The 21,012-nt window shown below is 68.7% G+C and carries 23 protein-coding genes; 10 read left to right on the top strand and 13 right to left on the bottom strand.

Annotated features, from left to right (window positions below; translation table 11 throughout):
• Positions 1 to 45 precede the first annotated feature (45 nt).
• Entirely contained in the window at positions 46 to 984 is a 939-nt protein-coding gene (trhO, locus tag E0E05_RS15040) for an oxygen-dependent tRNA uridine(34) hydroxylase TrhO (RefSeq protein WP_131617452.1), read from the bottom strand.
• 993 nt (positions 985 to 1,977) lie between these two features.
• Here trhO and E0E05_RS15035 point away from each other — a divergent pair.
• Both E0E05_RS15035 and eda read left to right on the top strand, forming a co-directional pair.
• Positions 1,978 to 2,886, top strand: coding sequence for an N-acetylmuramidase domain-containing protein (locus E0E05_RS15035; RefSeq protein ID WP_244597759.1), 909 nt, complete (start codon positions 1,978 to 1,980; stop codon positions 2,884 to 2,886).
• 64 nt (positions 2,887 to 2,950) lie between these two features.
• On the top strand, positions 2,951 to 3,583 hold the full coding sequence (eda, locus tag E0E05_RS15030; RefSeq protein ID WP_131617451.1) for a bifunctional 4-hydroxy-2-oxoglutarate aldolase/2-dehydro-3-deoxy-phosphogluconate aldolase: 633 nt from the start codon (positions 2,951 to 2,953) through the stop codon (positions 3,581 to 3,583).
• A gap of 241 nt (positions 3,584 to 3,824) precedes the next feature.
• Here the strand turns inward: eda and E0E05_RS15025 are convergent, their stop codons facing one another.
• A complete protein-coding gene (locus E0E05_RS15025) occupies positions 3,825 to 4,931 on the bottom strand; it encodes a TRAP transporter substrate-binding protein (protein WP_131617450.1) in 1,107 nt (368 codons plus the stop codon).
• A 282-nt stretch (positions 4,932 to 5,213) separates the two neighbouring features.
• Here E0E05_RS15025 and E0E05_RS15020 point away from each other — a divergent pair, with 282 nt between their 5' ends.
• Entirely contained in the window at positions 5,214 to 5,975 is a 762-nt protein-coding gene (locus E0E05_RS15020; protein ID WP_131618068.1) for a gamma-glutamyl-gamma-aminobutyrate hydrolase family protein, read from the top strand.
• 17 nt (positions 5,976 to 5,992) lie between these two features.
• Here E0E05_RS15020 and E0E05_RS15015 read toward each other — a convergent pair whose 3' ends face one another.
• From E0E05_RS15015 to E0E05_RS15000, 4 genes are all read right to left on the bottom strand, one after another.
• Entirely contained in the window at positions 5,993 to 6,427 is a 435-nt protein-coding gene (locus E0E05_RS15015) for a hypothetical protein (protein ID WP_131617449.1), read from the bottom strand.
• A 77-nt stretch (positions 6,428 to 6,504) separates the two neighbouring features.
• A complete protein-coding gene (locus E0E05_RS15010; protein WP_131617448.1) occupies positions 6,505 to 7,488 on the bottom strand; it encodes a 2-hydroxyacid dehydrogenase in 984 nt (327 codons plus the stop codon).
• Between the two features lie 4 nt (positions 7,489 to 7,492).
• Entirely contained in the window at positions 7,493 to 8,512 is a 1,020-nt protein-coding gene (locus tag E0E05_RS15005) for a LacI family DNA-binding transcriptional regulator (protein ID WP_131617447.1), read from the bottom strand.
• A gap of 77 nt (positions 8,513 to 8,589) precedes the next feature.
• The gene (locus tag E0E05_RS15000; RefSeq protein WP_131617446.1) at positions 8,590 to 9,087 is read right to left on the bottom strand and encodes a MarR family winged helix-turn-helix transcriptional regulator; all 498 of its coding nucleotides are present in this window, start codon (positions 9,085 to 9,087) and stop codon (positions 8,590 to 8,592) included.
• A gap of 139 nt (positions 9,088 to 9,226) precedes the next feature.
• On the opposite strand from E0E05_RS15000, the gene E0E05_RS14995 reads away from it, so the two are divergent.
• Positions 9,227 to 10,588: an 8-oxoguanine deaminase gene (locus E0E05_RS14995; RefSeq protein ID WP_131617445.1), complete on the top strand. Its 1,362-nt coding sequence runs from the start codon at positions 9,227 to 9,229 to the stop codon at positions 10,586 to 10,588.
• 4 nt (positions 10,589 to 10,592) lie between these two features.
• On the opposite strand, the gene E0E05_RS14990 is transcribed toward E0E05_RS14995, so the two are convergent.
• Positions 10,593 to 10,961: a hypothetical protein gene (locus E0E05_RS14990; protein WP_131617444.1), complete on the bottom strand. Its 369-nt coding sequence runs from the start codon at positions 10,959 to 10,961 to the stop codon at positions 10,593 to 10,595.
• A 111-nt stretch (positions 10,962 to 11,072) separates the two neighbouring features.
• Between E0E05_RS14990 and E0E05_RS14985 the strand changes: the two genes are divergently transcribed.
• From E0E05_RS14985 to E0E05_RS14970, 4 genes are read left to right on the top strand one after another with little or no spacing between them, the layout of a single operon-like run.
• A complete protein-coding gene (locus E0E05_RS14985) occupies positions 11,073 to 12,044 on the top strand; it encodes an NAD(P)/FAD-dependent oxidoreductase (RefSeq protein WP_158629387.1) in 972 nt (323 codons plus the stop codon).
• A gap of 40 nt (positions 12,045 to 12,084) precedes the next feature.
• Positions 12,085 to 13,014 (top strand): LysR family transcriptional regulator, encoded by a 930-nt coding sequence (locus tag E0E05_RS14980; protein ID WP_131617442.1) that lies wholly within the window; start codon positions 12,085 to 12,087, stop codon positions 13,012 to 13,014.
• A gap of 60 nt (positions 13,015 to 13,074) precedes the next feature.
• Complete coding sequence (locus E0E05_RS14975; protein WP_428977581.1) at positions 13,075 to 13,725, top strand: DUF1007 family protein; 651 nt, start codon at positions 13,075 to 13,077, stop codon at positions 13,723 to 13,725.
• Entirely contained in the window at positions 13,722 to 14,762 is a 1,041-nt protein-coding gene (locus E0E05_RS14970) for a nickel/cobalt transporter (protein ID WP_131617440.1), read from the top strand. The genes E0E05_RS14975 and E0E05_RS14970 overlap by 4 nt, the downstream gene beginning before the upstream one ends.
• Here the strand turns inward: E0E05_RS14970 and E0E05_RS14965 are convergent, their stop codons facing one another.
• From E0E05_RS14965 to E0E05_RS14955, 3 genes are all read right to left on the bottom strand, one after another.
• Complete coding sequence (locus E0E05_RS14965; RefSeq protein ID WP_244597757.1) at positions 14,763 to 15,017, bottom strand: intracellular growth attenuator family protein; 255 nt, start codon at positions 15,015 to 15,017, stop codon at positions 14,763 to 14,765. It lies immediately after the preceding gene.
• The gene (locus tag E0E05_RS14960) at positions 15,014 to 15,772 is read right to left on the bottom strand and encodes an SDR family oxidoreductase (protein WP_131617439.1); all 759 of its coding nucleotides are present in this window, start codon (positions 15,770 to 15,772) and stop codon (positions 15,014 to 15,016) included. The genes E0E05_RS14965 and E0E05_RS14960 overlap by 4 nt, the downstream gene beginning before the upstream one ends.
• A gap of 145 nt (positions 15,773 to 15,917) precedes the next feature.
• Entirely contained in the window at positions 15,918 to 16,610 is a 693-nt protein-coding gene (locus tag E0E05_RS14955; RefSeq protein WP_428977603.1) for a GNAT family N-acetyltransferase, read from the bottom strand.
• A 70-nt stretch (positions 16,611 to 16,680) separates the two neighbouring features.
• Between E0E05_RS14955 and E0E05_RS14950 the strand changes: the two genes are divergently transcribed.
• Positions 16,681 to 17,853 (top strand): pyridoxal phosphate-dependent aminotransferase, encoded by a 1,173-nt coding sequence (locus E0E05_RS14950; RefSeq protein ID WP_131617437.1) that lies wholly within the window; start codon positions 16,681 to 16,683, stop codon positions 17,851 to 17,853.
• Between the two features lie 5 nt (positions 17,854 to 17,858).
• Here the strand turns inward: E0E05_RS14950 and E0E05_RS14945 are convergent, their stop codons facing one another.
• Positions 17,859 to 18,710 carry a hypothetical protein gene (locus tag E0E05_RS14945; protein WP_131617436.1) on the bottom strand — a complete coding sequence of 284 codons (852 nt, stop codon included), beginning with the start codon at positions 18,708 to 18,710 and terminating at the stop codon, positions 17,859 to 17,861.
• Positions 18,711 to 18,728: 18 nt separating this feature from the next.
• Complete coding sequence (locus tag E0E05_RS14940) at positions 18,729 to 19,160, bottom strand: ABA4-like family protein (RefSeq protein ID WP_131617435.1); 432 nt, start codon at positions 19,158 to 19,160, stop codon at positions 18,729 to 18,731.
• A gap of 107 nt (positions 19,161 to 19,267) precedes the next feature.
• Between E0E05_RS14940 and E0E05_RS14935 the strand changes: the two genes are divergently transcribed.
• Positions 19,268 to 19,891, top strand: a complete 624-nt coding sequence (locus tag E0E05_RS14935; protein ID WP_131617434.1) for a TetR-like C-terminal domain-containing protein — start codon at positions 19,268 to 19,270, stop codon at positions 19,889 to 19,891.
• Between the two features lie 258 nt (positions 19,892 to 20,149).
• Here E0E05_RS14935 and E0E05_RS14930 read toward each other — a convergent pair whose 3' ends face one another.
• Positions 20,150 to 20,857 (bottom strand): tellurite resistance TerB family protein, encoded by a 708-nt coding sequence (locus tag E0E05_RS14930; protein ID WP_131617433.1) that lies wholly within the window; start codon positions 20,855 to 20,857, stop codon positions 20,150 to 20,152.
• Positions 20,858 to 21,012 lie beyond the last annotated feature (155 nt).

Here is a 21,012-nt window from a genome sequence, read left to right as displayed (position 1 = left end):
TGCGGACGCGAAACCGGTTCCCGCTTTCGCTGGAATTGGTCGTGCTCAGCCATCGGCCGGCCACGGGCCGTCGCCGATATGGCGTTCGCCGCGCCGGTGCGCCAGTTCGACCTGGCGCTGACGTTCGGCGAAACGGGCGCGGTCGGCGTCGGAGAACCTGCCGACGCAATGCGGGCACTGCACGCCCTCGCGATATTCGGGCGAGGCCATCTCTTCTGGCGACAGCGGTTGGCGGCAGGCGCGGCACAGGGCGTGGGTGCCAAGGCTCAGACCGTGACCGACGGCCACGCGCTCGTCGAACACGAAGCATTCCCCGTTCCAGGTGCTCACCGGTTCGGGCACGGTCTCGAGATAATTCAGGATGCCGCCCTTGAGGTGATAGACTTCCTCATGGCCGAGCGACCGGACGAAGGCGGTCGCCTTTTCGCAGCGTATGCCGCCGGTGCAGAACATGGCGATCTTCTTGCCCCTGAGCGCGTTCTCGTTGCGCCGCACCCAGTCGGGAAACTCGCGGAAGGTCTGCGTTTGCGGGTTCACCGCGCCCTCGAACGTGCCGATCTTCACCTCGTAATCGTTGCGCGTGTCGATCACCACCGTGTCGGGATCGGCGATCAGATCGTTCCAGTCCTCCGGCGCGACATAGGTGCCGACGATGCGCGTGGGATCTGTGTCGGGCACGCCCATGGTCACGATCTCGCGCTTGAGCCGGACCTTGAGCCGGTAGAACGGCATGGTGTCGGCGAAGCTCTCCTTGTGCTCGAGCCCGGCCAGTTCGGGCTGGGCGCGCAGGAAGGCGAGCATGGCGTCGATGCCCGCGCGCGGGCCGGCGAGCGTGCCGTTGACGCCTTCGGAGGCGAGCAGCAGCGTGCCCTTCAGCCCATGCCTGCAGCACAGTTCCGCAAGCGGCTGTTTGAGCGCTTCGTAACGGTCGAGCCGGGCGAAATGATAGAGCGCGGCGACGACGATGGGCGGTGTTTCGGTCATGGTCCTGATTTAGCGACTGGAAACGGCGGCGGGAAGGGGTACCCTTGGCGACCATCGGACCCCACCCTTCATCCCTCCCCCGCAAGCGTGGGAGGGAGGGCGTTGAGCATCGCGCTTCGCCCTGACGGATGGAGCCAGGCTCGGTGTTGCCGGACATGTACGTTGTTGAAGTCTTCCCTCCCACGCTTGCGGGGGAGGGATGAAGGGTGGGGGACGGGTTCCATTGTTCGGTGTCTCCTCAGGCAATCCGGAGGGGCGCGTCGGCCGCCTCTCCCACGTCATTCCGGACATGCGCAGCATGATCCTGAATCCGGTCGCGTGATCTTCACCGCCTCGGCTCTTGATTCCGGATTCCGCTTCGCGGCTCCGGAATGACGACGTGGAGATTTGCGCCGCCCCGCTCCCCCGGGCGCAGCCCGCAAGGCCGACCGGCCGTCCGAGCCTTTGCGAGGCCCATGCGGAGGCGTTCTCCGGCAGGAGACCTGCCGTGAGCGCAAGGGAAACGGGAACAACGGGCGGTCCGGAGAGCCGCGATCCGTGGTTTCTATGTTGCGGTCGCCGGACCGCCCGTTCGGCGGGCTTGCGGTGATCGACATGAGGGACGCCGGCCGCAGCCGCTGTCCCGAAGCGTTGTGGCACCTTCATCTGCCGCGCGGCATGACCGCCGCACCGAATCTCGGCCGCTCCGGGTCGGTTCCCTGATCCCCGAAGCGCCAACGGGTCATCGTCAGCGCCGGACCAGGAGACACGCTCCGCACCTTCATTCCGCCCTGCCGTGGGGGTTCAGCACCCGGCGACGCGACCGCTCGCGCCGCCCGACAGGCCACCGCCGCGCCCGCCGTTGGTGGTGGCCATCCGACGTTCCGAAGGGCGCGGTGCCAAAGACTATGGGTCAGGCGCGCGACCGTTGGATAAGTTTGATTGCCGGCGCGATTTATCCAACGCCCGCGCGTCGCATCGATACTGGCCGCCCCGAACCCCGTGGAGCGCGCCGTGCCCGTCTTTTCCGAAGAAACGCTGACCATCATCGAACAGACCGCCAAGGCCCACGGCATCGAGCCGGCGGCGCTCAAGGCCGTCGCGGAAGTGGAATCCGGCGGCCGCGCCTTTGCGATGATCGGCGGGCGGCGCGAGCCGCTGATCCGCTTCGAGGGGCACTATTTCGACCGGCTGGTGGCGGACGAAAGGCGCGCCGAGGCGCGACGGGCCGGCCTCGCTTCACCGAAGGCTGGCGCCGTCGCCAACCCGCGCAGGCAGGCCGACCGGTGGCGGCTGCTCGAACGCGCCGCGAAGATCGACCGGGACGCCGCGCTGCAATCGGTCTCGTGGGGGATCGGCCAGGTGATGGGCGCGCACTGGAAACGGCTCGGCTACGCTTCGCCCGAGGCGCTGGCCCGCGAGGCGCGTTCGGGCGTCGAGGGCCAGCTTCGCCTGATGCTGCGCTTCATCGGCGTCAACCGGCTGACCCCGCTCCTGCACGCGCGCGACTGGGCCGGTTTCGCGCGTCGTTACAACGGGCCCGCCTATGCCAGGAACCGCTACGATGTGCGGCTGGCGGCCGCCCATGCGCGCCATGGCGGTGTGCGCGCTTCGCCCGTGCGGGCGGCGTGGACCCGCGCGCCGGGCGTGCTGGGGCGCGGCGACAAGGGCGATCGCGTGCGCGACCTGCAACGCATGCTGACCACGGCCGGCTATCCGCTGCGCACCGATGGCGCGTTCGGCCCGAGGACGGATGCGGCCCTGCGCGCGTTCCAGCGGCGGCACGGTCTGGTCGTCGACGGGCTCTACGGGCCAAGGAGCGCGGCGGCGCTGCGCAGGGCCCTGCCGGGGGCGGGACGCGAACGCGGCGGCGTCATCGCTTTCCTGTGGCGGCTCGTGCGGATGGCGCTGCGCGGCCGGTGACGCAGATGGACAGGGCGCCGGTTCGCGCCTATGTGCGGGCGAACGCCGCACACGGAGGACGATGATGGCCCAGAATCTCGACGCGCTCGTGCCGATCATGGACGGCCAGCCGGTGATCCCGGTGATCGTCATCGACGATGCGGGCAGCGCGGCGCCGCTCGCCCGCGCGCTCGCCGCCGGCGGGCTTCCGGCGGTCGAGATCACGCTGCGCACCGAGGCCGCGCTCGACGCCATCGCGGCGATCGCATCCGAAGTGCCCGAGGCGATCGTCGGCGCCGGCACCGCGCTCGATGCCGGCCAGTACGAGGCGGCGGTCGCCGCCGGCGCGCGGTTCGTCGTCTCGCCCGGCTTCACGCCCGATCTGGCCGATGCCGCCGAGGGCTCGGTGCCGCTGCTGCCGGGCTGCGTGACGCCGAGCGAGATCATGGCCGCGCTTGCCGAGGGCTACACCCATCTGAAATTCTTTCCGGCCGGACAGGCGGGCGGCGTTGCCTATATCAAGGCGCTCGCCTCGCCATTCTCCGCCGTCAGGTTCTGCCCGACCGGCGGCGTGTCGCCCGACAATGCCGGGGACTATCTCGCCCTGCCGAACGTCGTCTGCGTCGGCGGCTCGTGGGTAGCGCCGAAGGAGGCCGTCGCCGGCGGCGACTGGGACCGGATCACGGCGCTGGCGAAAGAAGCGGCTGAGTGGGGGTGATGTTGCGCCAGCCTCGACGGGCGAGGCGGAGCAGGGGTGGATTTTCTGCCCGGATGAGGGGCGGCAACCACAAGCCGCACAACCCTGCGGAAAGCGGCGCTGCCCCTCATCCGACCCCGCGCGCAGCGCGGGGCCACCTTCTCCCCGCAGGCGGGGAGAAGGGCTAGCGCGCGGCATCGGCATCAACGAAAAAACCCGGGATGAGCCATCCCGGGTTTCGTGTCTGTCAAAGTGGCTGGCCTCAGAGGCGGCCGGCGCGCTGCTGCAGCATGAGGAAAGTGTCGAAGTTGTACTCCGACAGCTGCATCCACAGATAGGCGTCCTTGCGGTAGCCCATGTAGCTGTCGTGCACGCGCTTGAACATTTCGTTCTCGGCGGCGATTTCCGCGTAGGTCTCGGTCGCCGCTTCGAAGCAGGCTTCCAGGATCTCCTGGCTGTAGGGGCGAAGCTGGGTGCCCGATGCGGCCAGTTCCTTGAGGACCTGCGGGTTGAGCGTGTCGTAGCGCGCCATCATGACCGAGTTGGCCATGGCCGAGGCGTTCTTGACGATGCCCTTGTAGATGTCCGGCAGATCGTTCCAGGCGTCCAGGTTGATCATGTTGTGCAGCGCGACGCCGCCTTCCCACCAGCCCGGATAATAGTAGTAGTCGGCGACCTTGTTGAAGCCGAGCTTGGCGTCATCGTAGGGGCCGACGAACTCGGCCGCGTCGATCGTGCCGCGCTCGAGCGCCGGATAGATGTCGCCGCCCGGCAGGCCCTGCGGAACCACGCCGATGCGCTCGATGATGCGGCCGCCGAAGCCGCCGATGCGGAACTTCAGGCCCTGCATGTCCTCGAGCGTGTTGATCTCGTTGCGGAACCAGCCACCCATCTGCGCGCCGGTGTTGCCGGCGGGGAAGCAGATCATGTTCTGGGTTTCGTAGAACTCGTTCATCAGCTCGATGCCGCCGCCCTCGTACATCCAGGCGTTGGTCATGCGCTGGTTGAGGCCGAACGGAACGCCCGTGCCGAAGGCGAAGGTCGGATCCTGGCCCCAGAAGTAGTAGGAGGCGGTGTGCGCGCACTCGATCGTGCCGGCGGTGACCGCGGCCGCGCCCTCCAGCGCACCGACGATCTCACCGGCGCCGAACACCTGCACGGTGAAGTTGCCGTCCGTCATTTCGGCGACGGCATCGGCAAACACCTCGGCGGCGCCGTAGATGGTATCGAGAGCCTTCGGAAAGCCCGACGAGCAACGCCAGGTGACTTGCGGCATTTCCTGCGCGATGGCGGGCGCTGCCAGGGTTGTGGCGGCTGCCGCACCCGCGCCGGTCGCGCCGGCCTTCTTGATGAATGAACGACGATCCATATGATCCTCCCGTGAACACAATGGGTTGAAGCCGGCTCCTCTAGCCTCGCTGCCGCCCTCAACTGCCGGCAAAATTACAGCTTTCGCGCGCGCTGTCCACAGCGCGCTTTACCAACTGGTCAACTTTTTTTCCCACTTAATCGATTTGAACCGCGCGACCTCCGGCCGTCTTGCCGAGGTGGCCGGCGGAGCGGTAGAGGAGACGCGACAGACCCCGAGCACCGGGCCGGGACAGAGCCGGCCGGCGCGGGCACGGCGCAACGTGCCGGAGGAAGGATGACGATGCAGCCGCTGGTGGCCGTTGCGTGCGACGTGCGCGAATTCGAGCGGTATCGCTGGCATGCCGCGCCCGAGCCCTATCTGCGCGCGGCGATCGAGGTGGCCGGCGTGCTGCCGCTGCTGGTGCCCGCCTTCGGACCGGCGATCGACGTGCCCGGGCTTCTCGCGCGTGTCGACGGCGTCCTGATGACCGGCTCGAAGACCAACGTGCACCCGAGCCGTTACGGCGCCGAGCCGTCGTCGCGGCACGAGCCCTATGACGAGGATCGCGATGCGACCAGCCTGCCGCTGATCCGGGGGGCGATCGAGGCCGGCGTGCCGCTGTTTGCGATCTGCCGCGGGCTGCAGGAACTCAATGTCGCGCTCGGCGGATCGCTGGCGACCGAGATCCAGGAGCTTGACGGGCGCGACGACCATCGCGCGCCGGAAAGCGATGACCAGGACGTGCGCTTCGAAATCCGCCACGCGGTCACGCCGGAAGCGGGCGGCGCGCTGGCGCGCATCGTCGGCACGGAGGGCATCGCGGTGAACTCGCTGCACCGGCAGGGCGTCGAACGGCTGTCGTCACGGCTTGCCGTCGAGGCGCGCGCCGGCGACGGCACGATCGAGGCGGTGTCGGTGATCGGCGCGCCCGGTTTCGCGGTCGGCGTGCAGTGGCATCCCGAATACTGGGCGGCGACGGACACGCCCTCGCGGCGGCTGTTCGAGGCGTTCGGCGCGGCGGTTCGGGCCCATGCGGGCCGACACGCGCAGGCGGCCGAATAGCCGGACGTCAGGAGAGATCAGCGGGCGGCGAGCGAGACCCGCAGATAGGACGGTTCGATCACCTCCCAGGCGAACCCGTCGCCCGGCGCAAGCTTCATCAGCGTTTCGCCGCGATGGTCGGTGACGGTCACGGTGGCGCGGTCCTCGCGCCAGGCGCGGGCCCGCTCGAACGGCACGCCGAGCCTGCCGCAGGAGGCGTCCGGCTCGATGCGGTGGACGCTGTAGCCGCTGGCCCTGTGCAGCACGAACTGGCAGCTCATCTGCGTGCGGTGATCGATGGCGGTGAAGCGGTCGGCATGACGCCCGTCCAGCCGGGCGGCCACCGATGCGGTGGTGATCGGATCGACGCCGTCCGGTCCGGCCTGGCGCGTTTCGGCGCCGGCGGCGATCATCATCGCGCCGAGGCCGGCGATCGCCAGCATGTTGAGCCATTGGGTGGAAGACAGCCGCATCGATATGCCCCCGTGATCGGTCAGCGGAGCATGAAGCGGCGAGGTTAACGAACGGTTTGGGGATGGGCGGTTGCCGCTTACCGCCCTTCGACCAGATGCGCCGCTTCCGGCACCGGCGTGCGCACCGTGCCCCGTTCGAACCACTCGGCGAGATTGTCGATCACGAGCTGTCCCATGGCCTGGCGCGTGTGCACCGACGCCGAGGCGACGTGCGGCAGAAGGCAGGCATTGGGCGCGTCGAGCAACGCCTGCGGCACGTTCGGCTCGTCCTCGAACACGTCGAGGCCGGCGGCGGCGATCGTGCCGGCGCGCAGCGCCTCGCCAAGGGCGGTTTCGTCGACCACCGAACCGCGCCCGACATTGACGAGCACCCCGTCCGGCCCCAGCCGGGCGAGGATATCGGCATCGATGGCGTGCCGCGTCTGCGCCGTGCCCGGCACCACCGAGATCAGCGTGTCGCAGGCATGGGCCAGCGAGGCGAGGGTTGCATGGTAGGGATAGGCAACGTCGTCGCGCTGCGAGCGGTTGTGATAGTGGATGGCGACGCCGAAGCCTTCGAGCCGCCGTGCCACCGCCATGCCGATCCGCCCGAGCCCGAAAATGCCGACCTTGCGGTCGCGCAGCGTCAGCGGCGTCAGCGGGTAGGCGCCTTCGGACGACCATTTGCCCATCCGCAGCCAGATCTCGGCGCGCGGCAGTTCGCGCAGCGTGTTGAGCAGCAGGCCGATGGCGGTGTCGGCGACCTCGTCGTCGAGCACGTGCGGCGTGTGGGTGACGACAACGCCCCTTTGCGCGGCGTGCGCGGCGTCGACATGGTCGTAACCGACGCCGAACGAGGCGATGATCTTCAGGTTCGGCAGCGCGTCGATCAGGCCGGCGTCGACCGGCGACATCAGCGTCGCAAAGCCCGCGATCGAGGCGCGTTCGGCCTCGTCCATCGCCATGAGTTCGTCCGGTTCGCCGACCACGCAGTCGAACCGGTCCTGAAGCGTCTGGCGGGTCCAGCCGTGGCCGCGCCGGCTGACGGCCACGCGCCGTGCCGACCGTTCGCGCTCGCTCATGGGGTTACTCCTCGACGGGTTGGCTGGTCGATTGCCTTATGTGCAATTCGGGCCGGATCAGATGCAAGGTGCCCTTGAGCGATTTCTTGCCCTCGATGCGGTCGAGAAGGGCGCGCGCGGCGTCGCGGCCGACATCGCGCTGGCCGTTCCAGACCGTCGTCAGCGCCGGCGTGGCGATCGAGGCTTCCTCCAGATCGTCGTAGCCGGTCACCGAAATGTCGACGCCCGGCGTCAGCCCGGCGCGGGCGATGCCGTTCATCAGGCCGATGGCGACCAGATCGTTCCAGCACACCGCCGCCGTCGGCCGGTCGCGCAGGGCCAGGAACTGGCTCGCCGCCTCGAAGCCCGCCGCCTTGGTGCGCGGGCCCGGAATGCGCCATTCGGGCCGCACCGGAAGGCCGGCCTTTTCCATCGCCTCGCGATAGCCGCGATAGCGGTCGCGGCCGGTCGAGGTCTGGTCGGTGGCGCCGATCATGGCGATCCGCGTGTGACCGAGCGAGATCAGGTGGTTGGTGGCAAGGCCGATCCCGAAAGCGTCGTCGCCGCGAAAGACCGGAATGTCGACGCCCTCCACCGAGCGCGCGATGAACACGAAGGGCAGCCCGTTGCGGATGCCCAGCTCGATGTCGGAGGTCGGCGTGTCGATCGCCGGCGACATGATCACCCCGTCGGCCCCGAGCTGCATGAGCGTTTCGAGGAAGGCGCGCTGTTTTTCGACCGAATCGTAGTGGTTGGACAGCAGGAACGTTTGGCCGGAACGGTCGAGCTCGGTTTCGATGGCGCGCAGGATCTCGGCGTAGAACGGGTTCATGATGTCGTGCACGACGACGCCGATGATGCCCGACTTGGAGGTACGCAGGCTCGCCGCCCGGCGGTTGTAGATGTAGCCGATCTCGTTGGCGTAGGCCTTGACGCGCTGCTTGGTCGCCTCGGCGACGAGCGGGCTGTCGCGCAGCGCCAGCGAGACCGTCGCCGTGGACACGCCGAGCGCCTCGCCGATCGTCGAGAGCTTGATCTTCTGCACCGGTGGGAGCCCCTTGCCGCTTAAACGCAATCAAACAAGTTTAAACGGATTGAAAGGCCCGGTAAAGCCGGTCGGGTTCAGGCCTCCAGCGCCTCGTCCTGTTTCGGCAGACGGGCGCCGGGGTCGCGGTCGGTCAGATTGTCCTCGATCTTTGCGAGGATCTTCTCGAGCTGCTTGCGCTCCTTCTTCTTGAGGCCCTTGAGAGCCTGCTTTTCGGCCTTGGCGACGGCCTTCTTCATCGCGCCGAGCACATCGTGGCCGGCCTCGGTCAGCATGACGGTGACCTGCCGGCCGTCCGATGCCGAGGCGGCGCGGGCGACGAAGCCCTGTTCCTCGAGCCGGCTGATGGTCTTGGTGATGGTCGGCGGGCGAACGCCGAGCGTCTTGGCGAGGGCGCCCGGCGTCATCGTTTCGACGCTGGCGAGCGCCTCGATGATGCGCTCCTGACCGGCGTAGAGGCCGGTCTTGAGGAGATGGCGCGCATAGTGCGTGCGTCCGCGCCGCGCGACCTCCTGAAGCCGCGCCAGCAACGAGCCGTTGTCCGCTTCGTCGGCCGGTATGTAGAATCTGTTCATGGGGACACGATAAGCCGGCCAATTGTGCCCGGCAAGCGAAGCTCCGGTGACACGATGCTTGGCGCGACGGGCCCGCCCGTCTAACGATTGGCGGGGACCGGAAGGCGTGTTCCGGCAGGTGGCGACGGAGCGAACGAAGATGGGCGAAACCGGCAAGGGGCGGGCGATCTTTCTTCGCGAACCGCTGGCGATCCTGACGCCCGACGGCATCGACGCGCGGGGCGGCTTGCTGGTGCGCGACGGGGTCATCGAGCAGGTGTTCGCGCCCGGCGCGGCGCCGGTCGGCGATGTCGAGACGGTCGACGTCTCACGGCACGTGGTGCTGCCGGGGCTGATCAACACGCACCATCATTTCTACCAGACGCTGACCCGCGCCCATCCGGCGGCGATCAACCGGGAGCTGTTCGACTGGCTCACCGCGCTCTACCCGCTGTGGGCGCGGCTGACGCCGGATCATCTGCGCATCGCCACGCGGTTGGCGCTGACCGAACTGATGCTCTCGGGCGTCACCTGCGCCTCGGACCATCATTACGTCTTTCCGCAGGGGCTCGACGCGGCCATGGACATCCAGGCCGAGGAGGCGGCCGCGCTCGGCATCCGGATCGTGCTCAATCGCGGCTCGATGAACCTTTCGGTGCGCGACGGCGGCCTGCCGCCCGACAGCGTGGTGCAGGACGCCGACACGATCCTCGCCGACTGCGAACGCGTGATCGCGCGCCACCACGACGCAAGGCCCGGCGCGATGACGCAGGTGGCGCTGGCGCCGTGTTCGCCCTTTTCGGTGACCCGCGAACTGATGGTCGGCACGGCCGAACTTGCGGCGCGGTGCGGCTGCGCGCTGCATACCCATCTCGCCGAGACGTTCGACGAGAACGCGTTCTGCGAGGCGCGCTATGGCTGCCGGCCGCTCGATTATCTCGAACAGACCGGATGGCTGACCGATCGCACCTGGCTGGCGCACGGCGTCCATTTCGACGATGACGAACTGGTCCGGCTCGGCGTGGCCGGTGTGGGCGTGTGCCATTGCCCGACCTCGAACATGGTGCTCGCCTCGGGCCAGTGCCGGACCCGGGAACTGGAAGCGGCCGGTGCGCCGGTCGGTCTCGGCGTGGACGGTTCGGCGTCCAACGATTCGTCCAACCTGATGGAGGGGGTGCGGCACGCGCTGATGATCGGCCGGCTGACCTATGACGCCTCGTTGACGCATCTTGATGCGCTGCGCTGGGCGACCGAGGGTTCGGCGCGATGTCTGGGGCGTGGCGATATCGGCGCGATCGCCGAGGGACGCCAGGCCGATCTGGCGCTGTTCACGCTGGACGAGCTGCGCTTTTCGGGCGCTCACGATCCTCTCGCCGCGCTGGTGCTGTGCGGCGCGCACCGCGCCGATCGCGTGATGATCGCCGGGCGCTGGACCGTTGTGGACGGCCAGCCGGTCGGCGTCGACATGCAGGCGCTTCGCGCCGCCCACGGGCGGGCGGCGCTCGATTTCGCGTCCCGCTGAGCGGTCAGGCCGGCGTCACGCGGACCACGGTGAAGGTGTGCATCGTGCCCTCGTGATCGGCGATCGATACATATTCGCCGGTGCGGAAGGCGTGTTCGCCGAAGCGGAAACCTTCCTCGTCGTCGGCCTCGTCGTCGAAATCATAGTCGAAGACCCACTGGCCGGCGCGGTTGCGTTCCAGATAGCCCAGTTCGGTCTTCTCGCCGTCCCAGAAGCGCTCGACCGTGCAGGCAGAGGGGTTCTTTTCCCATTCGGCCGCGTCGATCCGGTCGTCGGCGCCGAGCGGCAGGACCAGTTCGTAGCCGCGGTTGGGGTTGCCCTGCGGGTAGGCGGGCTCGCGCGCCATTTCGAGGCGGACATGGCGAAGGCTCATCGATCATCTCTCCGTTTCGAGGTCGCGATCATGTCGCGGCTTATGGTCGGTGGCGTTGACTTCGGTCAACCGCTCATCCGCCCTATGTGTTCCGCCGGAAGGGGAAATGCGATGGCTGAGAAAGTGGCGATCATCGGAGCCGGACTTGCCGGCGCGGTCTGCGCGCGGGCGCTTGCCGACGCCGGCCGGCGGGTCTGCGTGTTCGAGAAATCGGGCGGAACCGGCGGCCGGCTTTCGACCCGTCGCAGCGCGTCAGGCGAATTCGACCATGGCGCGCAGTACCTGACCGCCAGGGGCGCGGCGATGGGCGCGCTGCTGGCGCGGCTCGCCGATGCGGGCGCGATCGCGTCCTGGACGCCCGATGGCAAGGACCGGCCCGGCGACTGGCATGTGGGGCTGCCGGGCATGAGCGGGGCGGTCAAGCCGTTGCTCGCCGGGCTCGACGTGCGGTTGCGCACGCCGGTGGAGACGCTCCGTCTTGCGGCCGATGCCGGTGTGGAGGTGGTCACCGGCGACGGGGCGCGGCATGGCTTCGACCGGGTCATCGTCACCGCGCCGTCGCCGCAGGCGCACGCGCTGACCGGCGCGCTCGACGCCCGGTTCGACGCGCTGGGTGGCATCGTCTACGCGCCCTGCTGGGCGGCGATGGTCGCCTTCGACCGGCCGCTGCCCGACCTGCCCGATCTCTGGCGCGGGGCCGACGACGCGCCGCTGGCCCTCATCGCCCGCAACGGTTCCAAGCCCGGCCGGACGGGCGAGACGTTCGTCATCCACGCCGGTGGCGCGTGGAGCGCGCGCAACCTCGAACGGCCGGCCGGGCCGGTCCTCGAGGAGATGCTCGCGGCGCTGTCGGCGCATGCGAAAGGCGTGCCTGCTCCGGTTCATGCCGCTGCCCACCGCTGGCGCCATGCGCGGGTCGATGCGCCGCTCGGCACGCCCTTCATCGAGAGCGCCTGCGGCCGGATCGCGGTATGCGGCGACGGCATGCTCGGCGGGCGTGCGGAGGCCGCCGTCGACAGCGCCGACGCGCTCGTCGCGCACATCGTCGCGGGCGGTGGACAGGCCGTTCCGGCGCGGCCATGATCGGCGCGTTCGCCGCTATGAAGGAGGAGACCGACCTGACATGGACACGCTGACGCGCATGCGCGCCTTCGTCGCGGTGGTCGACAATGAGGGGTTTTCGGCGGCGGCGCGGGCGCAGGGGCGTTCCAAGGCGCTCTTGTCGAAATATGTGCGCGAACTGGAGGACGATCTTGGCGTCCTGCTGCTCAACCGGACCACGCGCCAGTTCTCGCTGACCGAATCGGGCCATGTCTACTATCGCCGCGCGCTCGACCTGCTGCGGGAATTCGACGATCTGCGCGAGGAGATCCGCGACGCGCGCGCCGGCCTTGCCGGCACGATCAAGCTGTCGGCGCCGCGCGCCATGGCCGATGTCGGCATCGGGCGGTCGCTGATCGATTTCGCGCAGGCCAATCCGGACATCAAGCTGGACATCGAACTGGACGATCGCTTCGTCGATCTGGTCGAGGAGGGCTACGACATCGCGCTCCGAATCACGCAGATGGAGGATTCGGGCCTGATCGCGCGCAAGCTGGCGCCCGTTCGCATGGTTCTGAGCGCCTCGCCGGCGGTGATCGAGGCGCACGGCATGCCAAAGGCGATCACCGATCTGTCGGACCTGCCGTGCATCGTCGACACCAATTCGCGCCGCCGCAACATGATCGTCGCGCGCAACGGCGACGGCGAGGCGGTGTCGGTGCCGATCGACGGGCCGATCCGCGTCAACAGCCCGCTTGCCGCGCGCATGGCGGCGCTGGCCGATCTGGGCTTCGTGCTGTCGCCGGACTTCATCGTGGCGGCCGATCTGCGCGTGGGGCGGCTGGTGGAGGTGCTGCCGGGCGTGCTCGGGCAGGAATCGGGCATCTACGCGGTCTATCCGCACCGGCGCTACCTGCCGGCCAAGGTGCGCGCGCTGGTCGACTTCCTGGCGGTCTGGTTCAAGGACAACTGCCCGCCGGACGGGCCGTGCCTGGCGCCCGGCGCGCCATAATTCGGCCAGCTTCCCATGGCGCATGGCAACCACTCAATTCGCACTCCGGGGACAGCAACCGTGACGCACAGGCGAGCATCGATCGCAGTGGCGGCAGCGGCGGCCCTGGCCGGAACCATTCCGGCGCAGGCTCACCCGCACGTTTTCGCCGAAGCGCGCCTCGAGGTCACGGTGACCGAGGCGGGCACGATCGACCGGCTGCGGCATGTGTGGCGCTTCGACGAACTGTTCTCGTCGACGGTGCAGTTCGAGTTCGATGCGGACAACAGCGGCGAACTGGAGATCGCCGAACTCGAACAGGTGGCCGAGGTGGTGTCCGGTTCGATCGCCGAATTCGGCTATTTCCAGTCGCTGACGGTCGACAACCGGGAGATCGCGATCGCCGAGGTGACCGACATGCGGGTCAACATGGTCGACGGCCAGTTGCTGATCCTGTTCACCTCGCAGCCGATGAAGCCGGTGGCGCTTTCCGACAATCCCTCGATCGCCGTCTACGATCCGACCTTCTACACCGCGATCGATTTCTACGACGAAGCCAACATGGTGCTGATCGACGCGCCGGCCGGGTGCAGCCACGAGATGGTGGTGCCGGACCCCGACGAGGCGATCGCTGCCAACCAGGACTCGCTGACCGAATCGTTCTTCAACGATCCCGAAGGCAATGACTGGTCGAAGATCTTCGCCACCCGCATGGAGGTGCGCTGCACATGAGGCGCTGCGCCGGCCTTGCGATCATTGCGCTGCTGGCCGCCGCCGGCCCGGCGCTGGCGCAGTCCTCGCTCGGCATCGGCGTGTCCGAACAGGCGATCGACACCGCGCAGCAGGGCCCGCTCGGCGAGTTCTTCCGCTGGGTCGCCGCGCACCAGCGCGACTTCTACGACCGGCTGCGCGCCGCCCTGATCGACATCCGCGACAGCGGCGCGGCGCTGTGGCTGCTGATCGGCCTGTCGTTCGCCTATGGCGTGTTGCACGCGGCGGGCCCCGGGCACGGCAAGGTGGTGATCTCGTCCTACATGCTGGCGAACGAAACCGCGCTGAGGCGCGGCATATGGCTGTCGTTCGGCGCCTCGATCATCCAGGCGATCTCGGCGATCGTCATCGTCGGGCTCGGTTTTCTGGTGCTGCGGCAATTGTCGATCAGCCAGACCCAGACCACGCAGTTCGCCGAACTGGCCTCCTACGTGCTGGTGATCGGGCTCGGCCTGTGGCTGCTGGTGCGCAAGCTGAGGGTGCTGTGCGGGCCGGCCGTCCGTCCGGCCGCCCTGTCGGCCGCGGCCGTCGACCATCATCATCATCATGATCACCACGACCACCACCATCACGCGCACGATCATGGCCATCACGATCATGATCATGATCACGGGCCGGGCGGGACCTGTCCCTCCTGCGGCCATGCGCACATGCCCGGCCCCGACCAGCTCGAGGACGTGACCGGCTGGCGCGACGCGCTGGCGGTCATGGTGTCGGTGGGGGTCCGGCCCTGCACGGGCGCGCTGATCGTCCTGACCTTCGCCTTCGTCAGCGGGCTGTGGGTGGCCGGGATCGTCTCGGTCTTCGCGATGGCGATCGGCGTGACGATCACCGTGTCGATCCTGGCGACGCTGGCGGTGACCGCCAAGAACGTTGCGCTGCGCCTTTCGGGCTCGTCGGCGCTCTCGGGCGGTCTTGGCCACGCCATCGAGATCGGCGGCGCGCTGCTGATCATCGCGATGGGCGTCGTTCTTCTGGGCGGGGCGCTCAGCGCCTGATCAGCGGTTCCTGCGCCGGGCCCGTCCACGCAGCCAGAGGCCCAGGAACGGCAGCACGAGCACGAAACCCACGGCCGCGCCGGCCGCCCAGGGATTGTCGCCGCCGATCGCCGTCATGATCGCCGGCAGGAAATAGAGCAGCAGCGCGAACCCGATGAAGATCAGCCCGGCGATGATCAGCGTGCCGCGATCATAGTCGGGCGAAGACACGCCGTCCGGCCGCGCGTCCTCCGGCTGATCGTCGCGCTCGTTCACAGCGTCCAGCCCCCGTCGATGACCATGGTCGTGCCGGTGACGAAGGCCGCCTCGTCGGAGGCCAGATAGACGGCCATGTCGGCGATCTCGCGCGGTTCGGCGATGCGGCCCATCGGCTGGCGCTTGAGGAAGCTGTCGAACGCCTCGTCATAGCTGCCGACCTTCTTGCCAAGCTCGGTCATGCGCTGTTGCAGCGACGGTGAATCGACCGTGCCCGGACAGATCGCGTTGCAGCGCAGCTGCCGGGCGGCGAAATCGACCGCGACCGCCTTCGTCATGCCGATGATCGCCGCCTTGGTGGCGCCGTAGACATAGCGGTTCGGCGCGCCCTTCAGCGAGGAGGCGCCCGAGGACATGTTGATGATCGAGGCGGTTCCGCCCGTGTTCTTCGCCCGGTGCAGCATGGCGGGCACGAAGGCGCGCATCGTCCGGTGCATCGACTTGACGTTCAGATCGAACGAGAAGTCCCAGTCCTTCTCGTCGCAATCGAGGATGGTGCCGTGATGGACGAAGCCGGCGACGTTGGCGAGCACGTCGATCTGGCCGACCTCGCCGGCGTAGGCGTCGACCGCGCCGGTGTCGGTGACATCGAGCACGCGCGCATCGGCGAAGGCGGGATTGTCGAGCTTGGCGGCATCGAGATCGCTCGCCCAGACCTGCGCCCCTTCCTCGGCGAACCGGTCGGCGATCGCCCGACCGATGCCCTGTCCCGCCGCCGTGACCACCGCGATCTTGCCTTCAAGCCTGCCAGCCATGTCGTTTGTCTTTCCTTCGAGAAATCGTCGTTCCCCAGTTGGGGTCGTGCCGGAGGCACCGGTAGTCCCAAACCGGGATGGCAGTCATGAACAGGGCTCATGCGCCCGCGTCAAGCCATGGGCGGCCGCGGACGGTCCCGCCCCGTCAAGAACCGTTTTCGTACAGATCGTCCCGGATCTGCTTCAGGCCCCGCCGCTGGGCGCCGTCGGCATCGAAGTTGGCCGGATCGAGCCATGCCTCCATCGCGCGTCGGACGACCGGCCATTCGCGGTCGAGCATGGAATACCAGGCCGTGTCTCGGTTGCCGTAGGGCTTGACCTCGAGCTGGCGGAAAACCCCCTCGAAGGTGAAGCCGAGCCGGCGCGCGGCGCGGTGCGAGGGTTCGTTGGCGTTGTTGAGCTTCCATTCGTAGCGGCGATAGCCCAGTTCGTCGAAGACGCGGCGCGCCATCAGATGGTGCGCCTCGGTGGCCGCCGGCGACCGGGCCATCGGCGCGCCGTGGGCGACGCAGCCCACCTCGCAGACGCCGTTCTTCTCATCGATGCGCATATAGCTCGCCATGCCCATCACGAGCCCGGTGTCCGGAGCGGTGAAGACGCAGGTGACGAAGCCACGATGGGCGTTCATGTCCGCGATGATCGCGCCGAGATCGGTTGCCTCCTCCATGCGCGGCCAGCCGAAATGATAGAGCAGATCGTTGGTGGCGATTCCGCCGAACGCTTCCCACAGCGGGCCTTGATGGTCCGCGCGGTCGAACGGGACGATGGCGACGTGACGGCCCGCCATCGGCGCGCTGGTCGGGGTCGGACGCGCGGTCCACTGCGAAAGGTCGGTGATCATGGCCGGCGGTATCGGGTCTGCTTGACTTGGCGACGGCCGCGCCGCAAGCGGGGCGGGGAGGCAAGCCATGCACGACATCGATCCCTTCTTCAAGCGGATGGGCGAGGAGAACGCGTTCGCCGTGCTTGCGCGGGCGACGGCGCTGGCGGCCGAGGGGCGCGACATCGTCAATCTGGGCATCGGCCAGCCCGATTTTCCGACGCCCGAACACATTGTCGAGGCGGCGGTCAGGGCGCTGCGGGAGGGCGCGCACGGCTATACGCCCGCCAACGGCCTCGTGGCGACGCGCGAGGCGGTGAGCCGGCGCATCCACGCAATGACCGGGCAGGCGGTTTCGCCCGAGGCGATCATGATCACGCCGGGCGGCAAGCCGGCCATGTTCGCGGCGATCCTGATGTTCGGCGGGCCGGGCGCGCAGATCGTCTATCCCGATCCCGGCTTTCCGATCTACCGTTCGATGATCGAGGCGACCGGCGCAACCCCGGTGCCGCTGCCGATGCGCGCCGAAAACGGGTTCGCGGTGAACGCCGACGAACTCGCCGCGCTGATCACCGACAGGACGCGGCTGGTGATCGTCAACTCGCCGGGCAATCCGACCGGCGGGGTGACGCCGCGCGCCGAGATCGAACGGCTCGTTGGCGTGCTCGAGCGCCATCCGGACGTGGCGATCCTGTCCGACGAGATCTACGATTTGATGGTCTATGACGGCGTGGCGCACACCTCGCTCTTTGAGTTTTCGGCCCTGCGCGAGCGGCTGGTGGTGCTGAACGGCTGGTCGAAGACCTGGGCGATGACCGGGTGGCGGCTGGGCTGGTCGGTCTGGCCGGAACCGCTTTGCGATGCGGTGCGCAAGCTGGCGGTCAATTGCTGGTCGTGCGTCAACGCGGCGGCGCAGCATGCGGGGATCGCGGCGATCGACGGGCCGCAGGACGATGTCGAGACGATGCTGGCCGCGTTCGACGCGCGGCGGCGGTTCGTTGTCGAACGGCTGAACGCGATCGAGGGCGTCACCTGCGCGACGCCGAAGGGCGCTTTCTACGCCTTTCCCGATATCTCCGCGACCGGATGGAAATCCAAGGACCTTGCGAACGCGCTTCTGGAGGAGGCGGGCGTGGCGCTGATCGGCGGGCCCGATTTCGGCGTCCATGGCGAGGGCTTCGTGCGGGTTTCCTACGCCAATTCGCTTGAGAACATCGAAAGGGCGCTGGACCGGGTGGAGGCGTTTCTCACCCGGTCCTGAGCCGGTCAGCCGATCATCGCCAGGAACGGCCGGCCCATCAGCGCCTGGGCGAAGGTCGCCAGAACGAACAGGGCGAAGGCGAGCGCAAAGCCGTGCACGGCGCGGCTTGCCCCGGGCCGGCCCAGCCACATAAGGGCGAGGGCGAAGGCCGGCACGAAATGCATGGCGTGGGTGGCGAAGAAGTGGGCGACGCGCAGATCGCCGCCGTCGCGCAGCCAGCCGATCAGCCACAGCCCCTCGGTCGCCATGCCGCTGCCGCCGACATTGTGGCCGTTCAGCGAGGACATGGTGCCGGCGGTGACGAGCGTCAGCGGCAGGGTCAGGCCGAGGCCCCAGACAAGGCCGGCCTTCAGAACCGGCGCGATGGCCAGGTCCCGGTTGCGGGCGATGGCGACGGCGTAGACCGCGCTCGCCGAGGTCAGCAGCGTCGCCATCGCGCCCATCACCGGATAGAGCGCCGCCCAGACCGGTTCGCCCGTGTTGAAATGGGAGGTGGTGCCCATCGCGGCAGCGCCGCCGATCCAGACCATTTCGGCGGCGATGGCGAAGACGACCGCGCCGGCGAACAGCCGGTACGTCGTGCGGCGCGTCATGCCGGCGGGCAGGTAGCGGGCGTAGAGCGTGAGCGTCGCGGTGTAGACGGACAGGGCGACGGCGAACTTGATCGGCTTGACCCAGATGTTCTCGCCCAGATGCAGGCGCGGGTCGATCATGCCGGCGGCGGCGAGCGGGATGATCGCCAGGGCCAGGAACAGCGCGGTGGCCGCAAACAGCGGTTCGTCGTTGCGCATGCGGTTCCACAGGGCGAGCGGGCCGGCGCGGGCCGGTGCGGGGGCGGGCAGGGCGAGTGCGGTCATGGTCGTCTCCATCGGGTTTCAAGCGAGGGCAAGGGCGGGGCGGCGGGCGGCGCGCAGGCCGAAATAGGCGGCGAGACCGGCCGGGCCGAACAGGAAGGTCAGCGGCAGGCAGGGCAGCACCAGCCAGAACGGAAGCGCGCCGGTCTCACGGGCGTCTCGGACGATCCACGCGCCGATGAACAGGTCGAACGCCAGAAAGTGGACCCAGCCGGCGAGCAGCAGTTCAGGCGTCTCGAACAGGCGGGCGACGTTGGCGAGCGAATCGAAGCCCCCTTCGCCGGTGCTCCAGAACGCCAGAACGAGCGCGGTGTAGCCGACCGACAGCACGATCGGGATCACCCGGCCGGCGACGATGTGGGACAGGCGCGGCGCCAGCGGGCTTGCCAGAAGAGCCAGCCATCCGGCCATGGCGGCGGCGCCGGCTGCGGAGAAGAGCGTTTCGGGGTCCATCGGGAGGCCTCGCAATTTTGTCAGTGTCAAGATCGGAGGATAGAGGCGATCTTGGCATTGTCAAGCCAATGTTTTGACACTGTCTGGATTGCCGGCTAGACTCGGCCATGACCGATTTGAAGACGCGCGCCGGTTCGCGGCGCTACCATCACGGCGAATTGCGCGAGGCGCTGCTCGCGGCGGCCGAGGCCGAACTGACCGAAAAGGGCGAGGACGGCTTTTCGCTGCGTTCGACGGCCAAGCGCGCCGGCGTCTCCCATGCCGCGCCTGCCCATCACTTCCGTGACGTGACGGCGCTGCTGCGGGGGCTGGCACAGCGCGGTTTCGACCGGCTCACCGACTGCATGAAGAACGAACAGGCCCGCGTCGCTCCAGGCGATGCCGAGGCGATGCTGACCGCCGCCGGCGTCGGCTATGTGCGCTTTGCGGTGGAGAACCGGGCCCTGTTCCAGCTCATGTTCGGCGGGCGCGTGCAGGGTCCGGTGCCGGCCGAACTGGCAAGGGCGGGCGATGCGAGCTTTTCGGTGCTGGTGAACGCGGTCGCCAGGCTGCGCGGCGCCGATGCGCTCAAGGGCGAGGCGGGCTGGCGCGATGTCACCGCCGCCTGGGCCATGGTGCACGGCTATGCCCATCTGGCGATCGGCAACAAGATGGGCTGGCTGACCGATCAGCCTTTCGAAGCGCAGCGTCCGGTGGTCGAGGAGATGGTGCGGCGGGCAGTGCGGCTGTGAGCCCGGGTGACGGGCGGATGGCGCGCCGGCCTCGCCCGCACAAAAAGCGGGCGATCAACCTTTCGGATCGATCGCCCGTTTCCGCGTGACCAGGGTGGGAGGAGAGCCCCGGCCCGCTTTTGCCCATGTCCCATTTTCGCGCCGAACCCTTAACGGAGGGTTAACGCGTGTGCGAGGGCATCATTGCACGCATCGCGCTTGGCCGCCGTGACGATGATCACGCGGCGGACGGTGCGCGACGGGCCCGCGGTCGCGGCTCTAGACGGTCGCGCCGGCGATGGTCGCCTCGATGTGATCGACCAGCGGATCGGGGAGCTGCAGCCGGCCGGCGAGCATGTCCAGATAGCCGCGCTCGGCGCGCGTCTTCGGCTCGATGGCGAGCCGCGAGGCCGTGTAGAGTTCGACGCGCTGCGCCTCGGTCTTCGCCGCGCCGACGATCGCGTCCATATCGACCGGCTTTGCCAGTTCGGCGCGGATGAAGCTCTGCTCGTCCTCGTCGATGCCGCTCATCGCCAGCTTGTCGGTGATGCGGGCGCGCTCGTCCTCGTCGATATGGCCATCCGCGCGGGCGGCCGCGATCATCGCGCGCACCAGCGCCAGCGCGAACTCGCCGTCCTGGCCGTCGCCCTCGATGTCGAATTCCGACCCCTGCGGCGGCGGCAGCACTTCGGGCTGGCCCTGCTGGCCGGGCGCGCCGGCCTGCTCGACCTGGCGGCCTTCCTTGTAGTTCTTCCAGGCGGTGTAGGCGAGCCCGCCCACCGCCGCGGCGGCGCCCAGCTTGAGGGCGGACCCCGTCAGTTCGCGGCCGACGCCGGTGCCCAGCAGCACCGCGGCGATGGCGCCCGTCGCCAGCGGATTGTCCTTGGCCATCTGCCCGGCCTGCCCGGCCCGTTCGCGCACGGTTCCGCCGGCGCCGGGGATCTGCGATCCCAGAAAATCGTTGAGCAGCTTCTTCGGGTCGAGCATCGTTTTCCTCCTGTGGCCGGACCGGAACGCCGTGCAGGTGGGTATGGCCGGGGCCGATGGCAAGGCGATGACGGATGCAATGCCGCCCGCGCTCGCCGATCGGACGGGTGACGGGCCGGGCAAACTCTGGAATCATGGTCGCGCCAGGTGAGGTG

It is taken from the genome of Roseitalea porphyridii (assembly GCF_004331955.1).
GTDB classification, from domain to species: domain Bacteria; phylum Pseudomonadota; class Alphaproteobacteria; order Rhizobiales; family Rhizobiaceae; genus Roseitalea; species Roseitalea porphyridii.
Note: the sequence above shows the minus strand (reverse complement) of the source record. Positions and strands in the feature narration are given on the sequence as shown.

Coding starts and splice junctions, on each gene's coding strand:
- trhO (WP_131617452.1), bottom strand. CDS start 984: ATGACCGAAACACCGCCCATCGTCGTCGCCGCGCTCTATCATTTCGCC.
- eda (WP_131617451.1), top strand. CDS start 2,951: ATGGCCCAGAATCTCGACGCGCTCGTGCCGATCATGGACGGCCAGCCG.
- E0E05_RS15025 (WP_131617450.1), bottom strand. CDS start 4,931: ATGGATCGTCGTTCATTCATCAAGAAGGCCGGCGCGACCGGCGCGGGT.
- E0E05_RS15020 (WP_131618068.1), top strand. CDS start 5,214: ATGCAGCCGCTGGTGGCCGTTGCGTGCGACGTGCGCGAATTCGAGCGG.
- E0E05_RS15015 (WP_131617449.1), bottom strand. CDS start 6,427: ATGCGGCTGTCTTCCACCCAATGGCTCAACATGCTGGCGATCGCCGGC.
- E0E05_RS15010 (WP_131617448.1), bottom strand. CDS start 7,488: ATGAGCGAGCGCGAACGGTCGGCACGGCGCGTGGCCGTCAGCCGGCGC.
- E0E05_RS15000 (WP_131617446.1), bottom strand. CDS start 9,087: ATGAACAGATTCTACATACCGGCCGACGAAGCGGACAACGGCTCGTTG.
- E0E05_RS14995 (WP_131617445.1), top strand. CDS start 9,227: ATGGGCGAAACCGGCAAGGGGCGGGCGATCTTTCTTCGCGAACCGCTG.
- E0E05_RS14990 (WP_131617444.1), bottom strand. CDS start 10,961: ATGAGCCTTCGCCATGTCCGCCTCGAAATGGCGCGCGAGCCCGCCTAC.
- E0E05_RS14985 (WP_158629387.1), top strand. CDS start 11,073: ATGGCTGAGAAAGTGGCGATCATCGGAGCCGGACTTGCCGGCGCGGTC.
- E0E05_RS14980 (WP_131617442.1), top strand. CDS start 12,085: ATGGACACGCTGACGCGCATGCGCGCCTTCGTCGCGGTGGTCGACAAT.
- E0E05_RS14970 (WP_131617440.1), top strand. CDS start 13,722: ATGAGGCGCTGCGCCGGCCTTGCGATCATTGCGCTGCTGGCCGCCGCC.
- E0E05_RS14960 (WP_131617439.1), bottom strand. CDS start 15,772: ATGGCTGGCAGGCTTGAAGGCAAGATCGCGGTGGTCACGGCGGCGGGA.
- E0E05_RS14950 (WP_131617437.1), top strand. CDS start 16,681: ATGCACGACATCGATCCCTTCTTCAAGCGGATGGGCGAGGAGAACGCG.
- E0E05_RS14945 (WP_131617436.1), bottom strand. CDS start 18,710: ATGACCGCACTCGCCCTGCCCGCCCCCGCACCGGCCCGCGCCGGCCCG.
- E0E05_RS14940 (WP_131617435.1), bottom strand. CDS start 19,160: ATGGACCCCGAAACGCTCTTCTCCGCAGCCGGCGCCGCCGCCATGGCC.
- E0E05_RS14935 (WP_131617434.1), top strand. CDS start 19,268: ATGACCGATTTGAAGACGCGCGCCGGTTCGCGGCGCTACCATCACGGC.
- E0E05_RS14930 (WP_131617433.1), bottom strand. CDS start 20,857: ATGCTCGACCCGAAGAAGCTGCTCAACGATTTTCTGGGATCGCAGATC.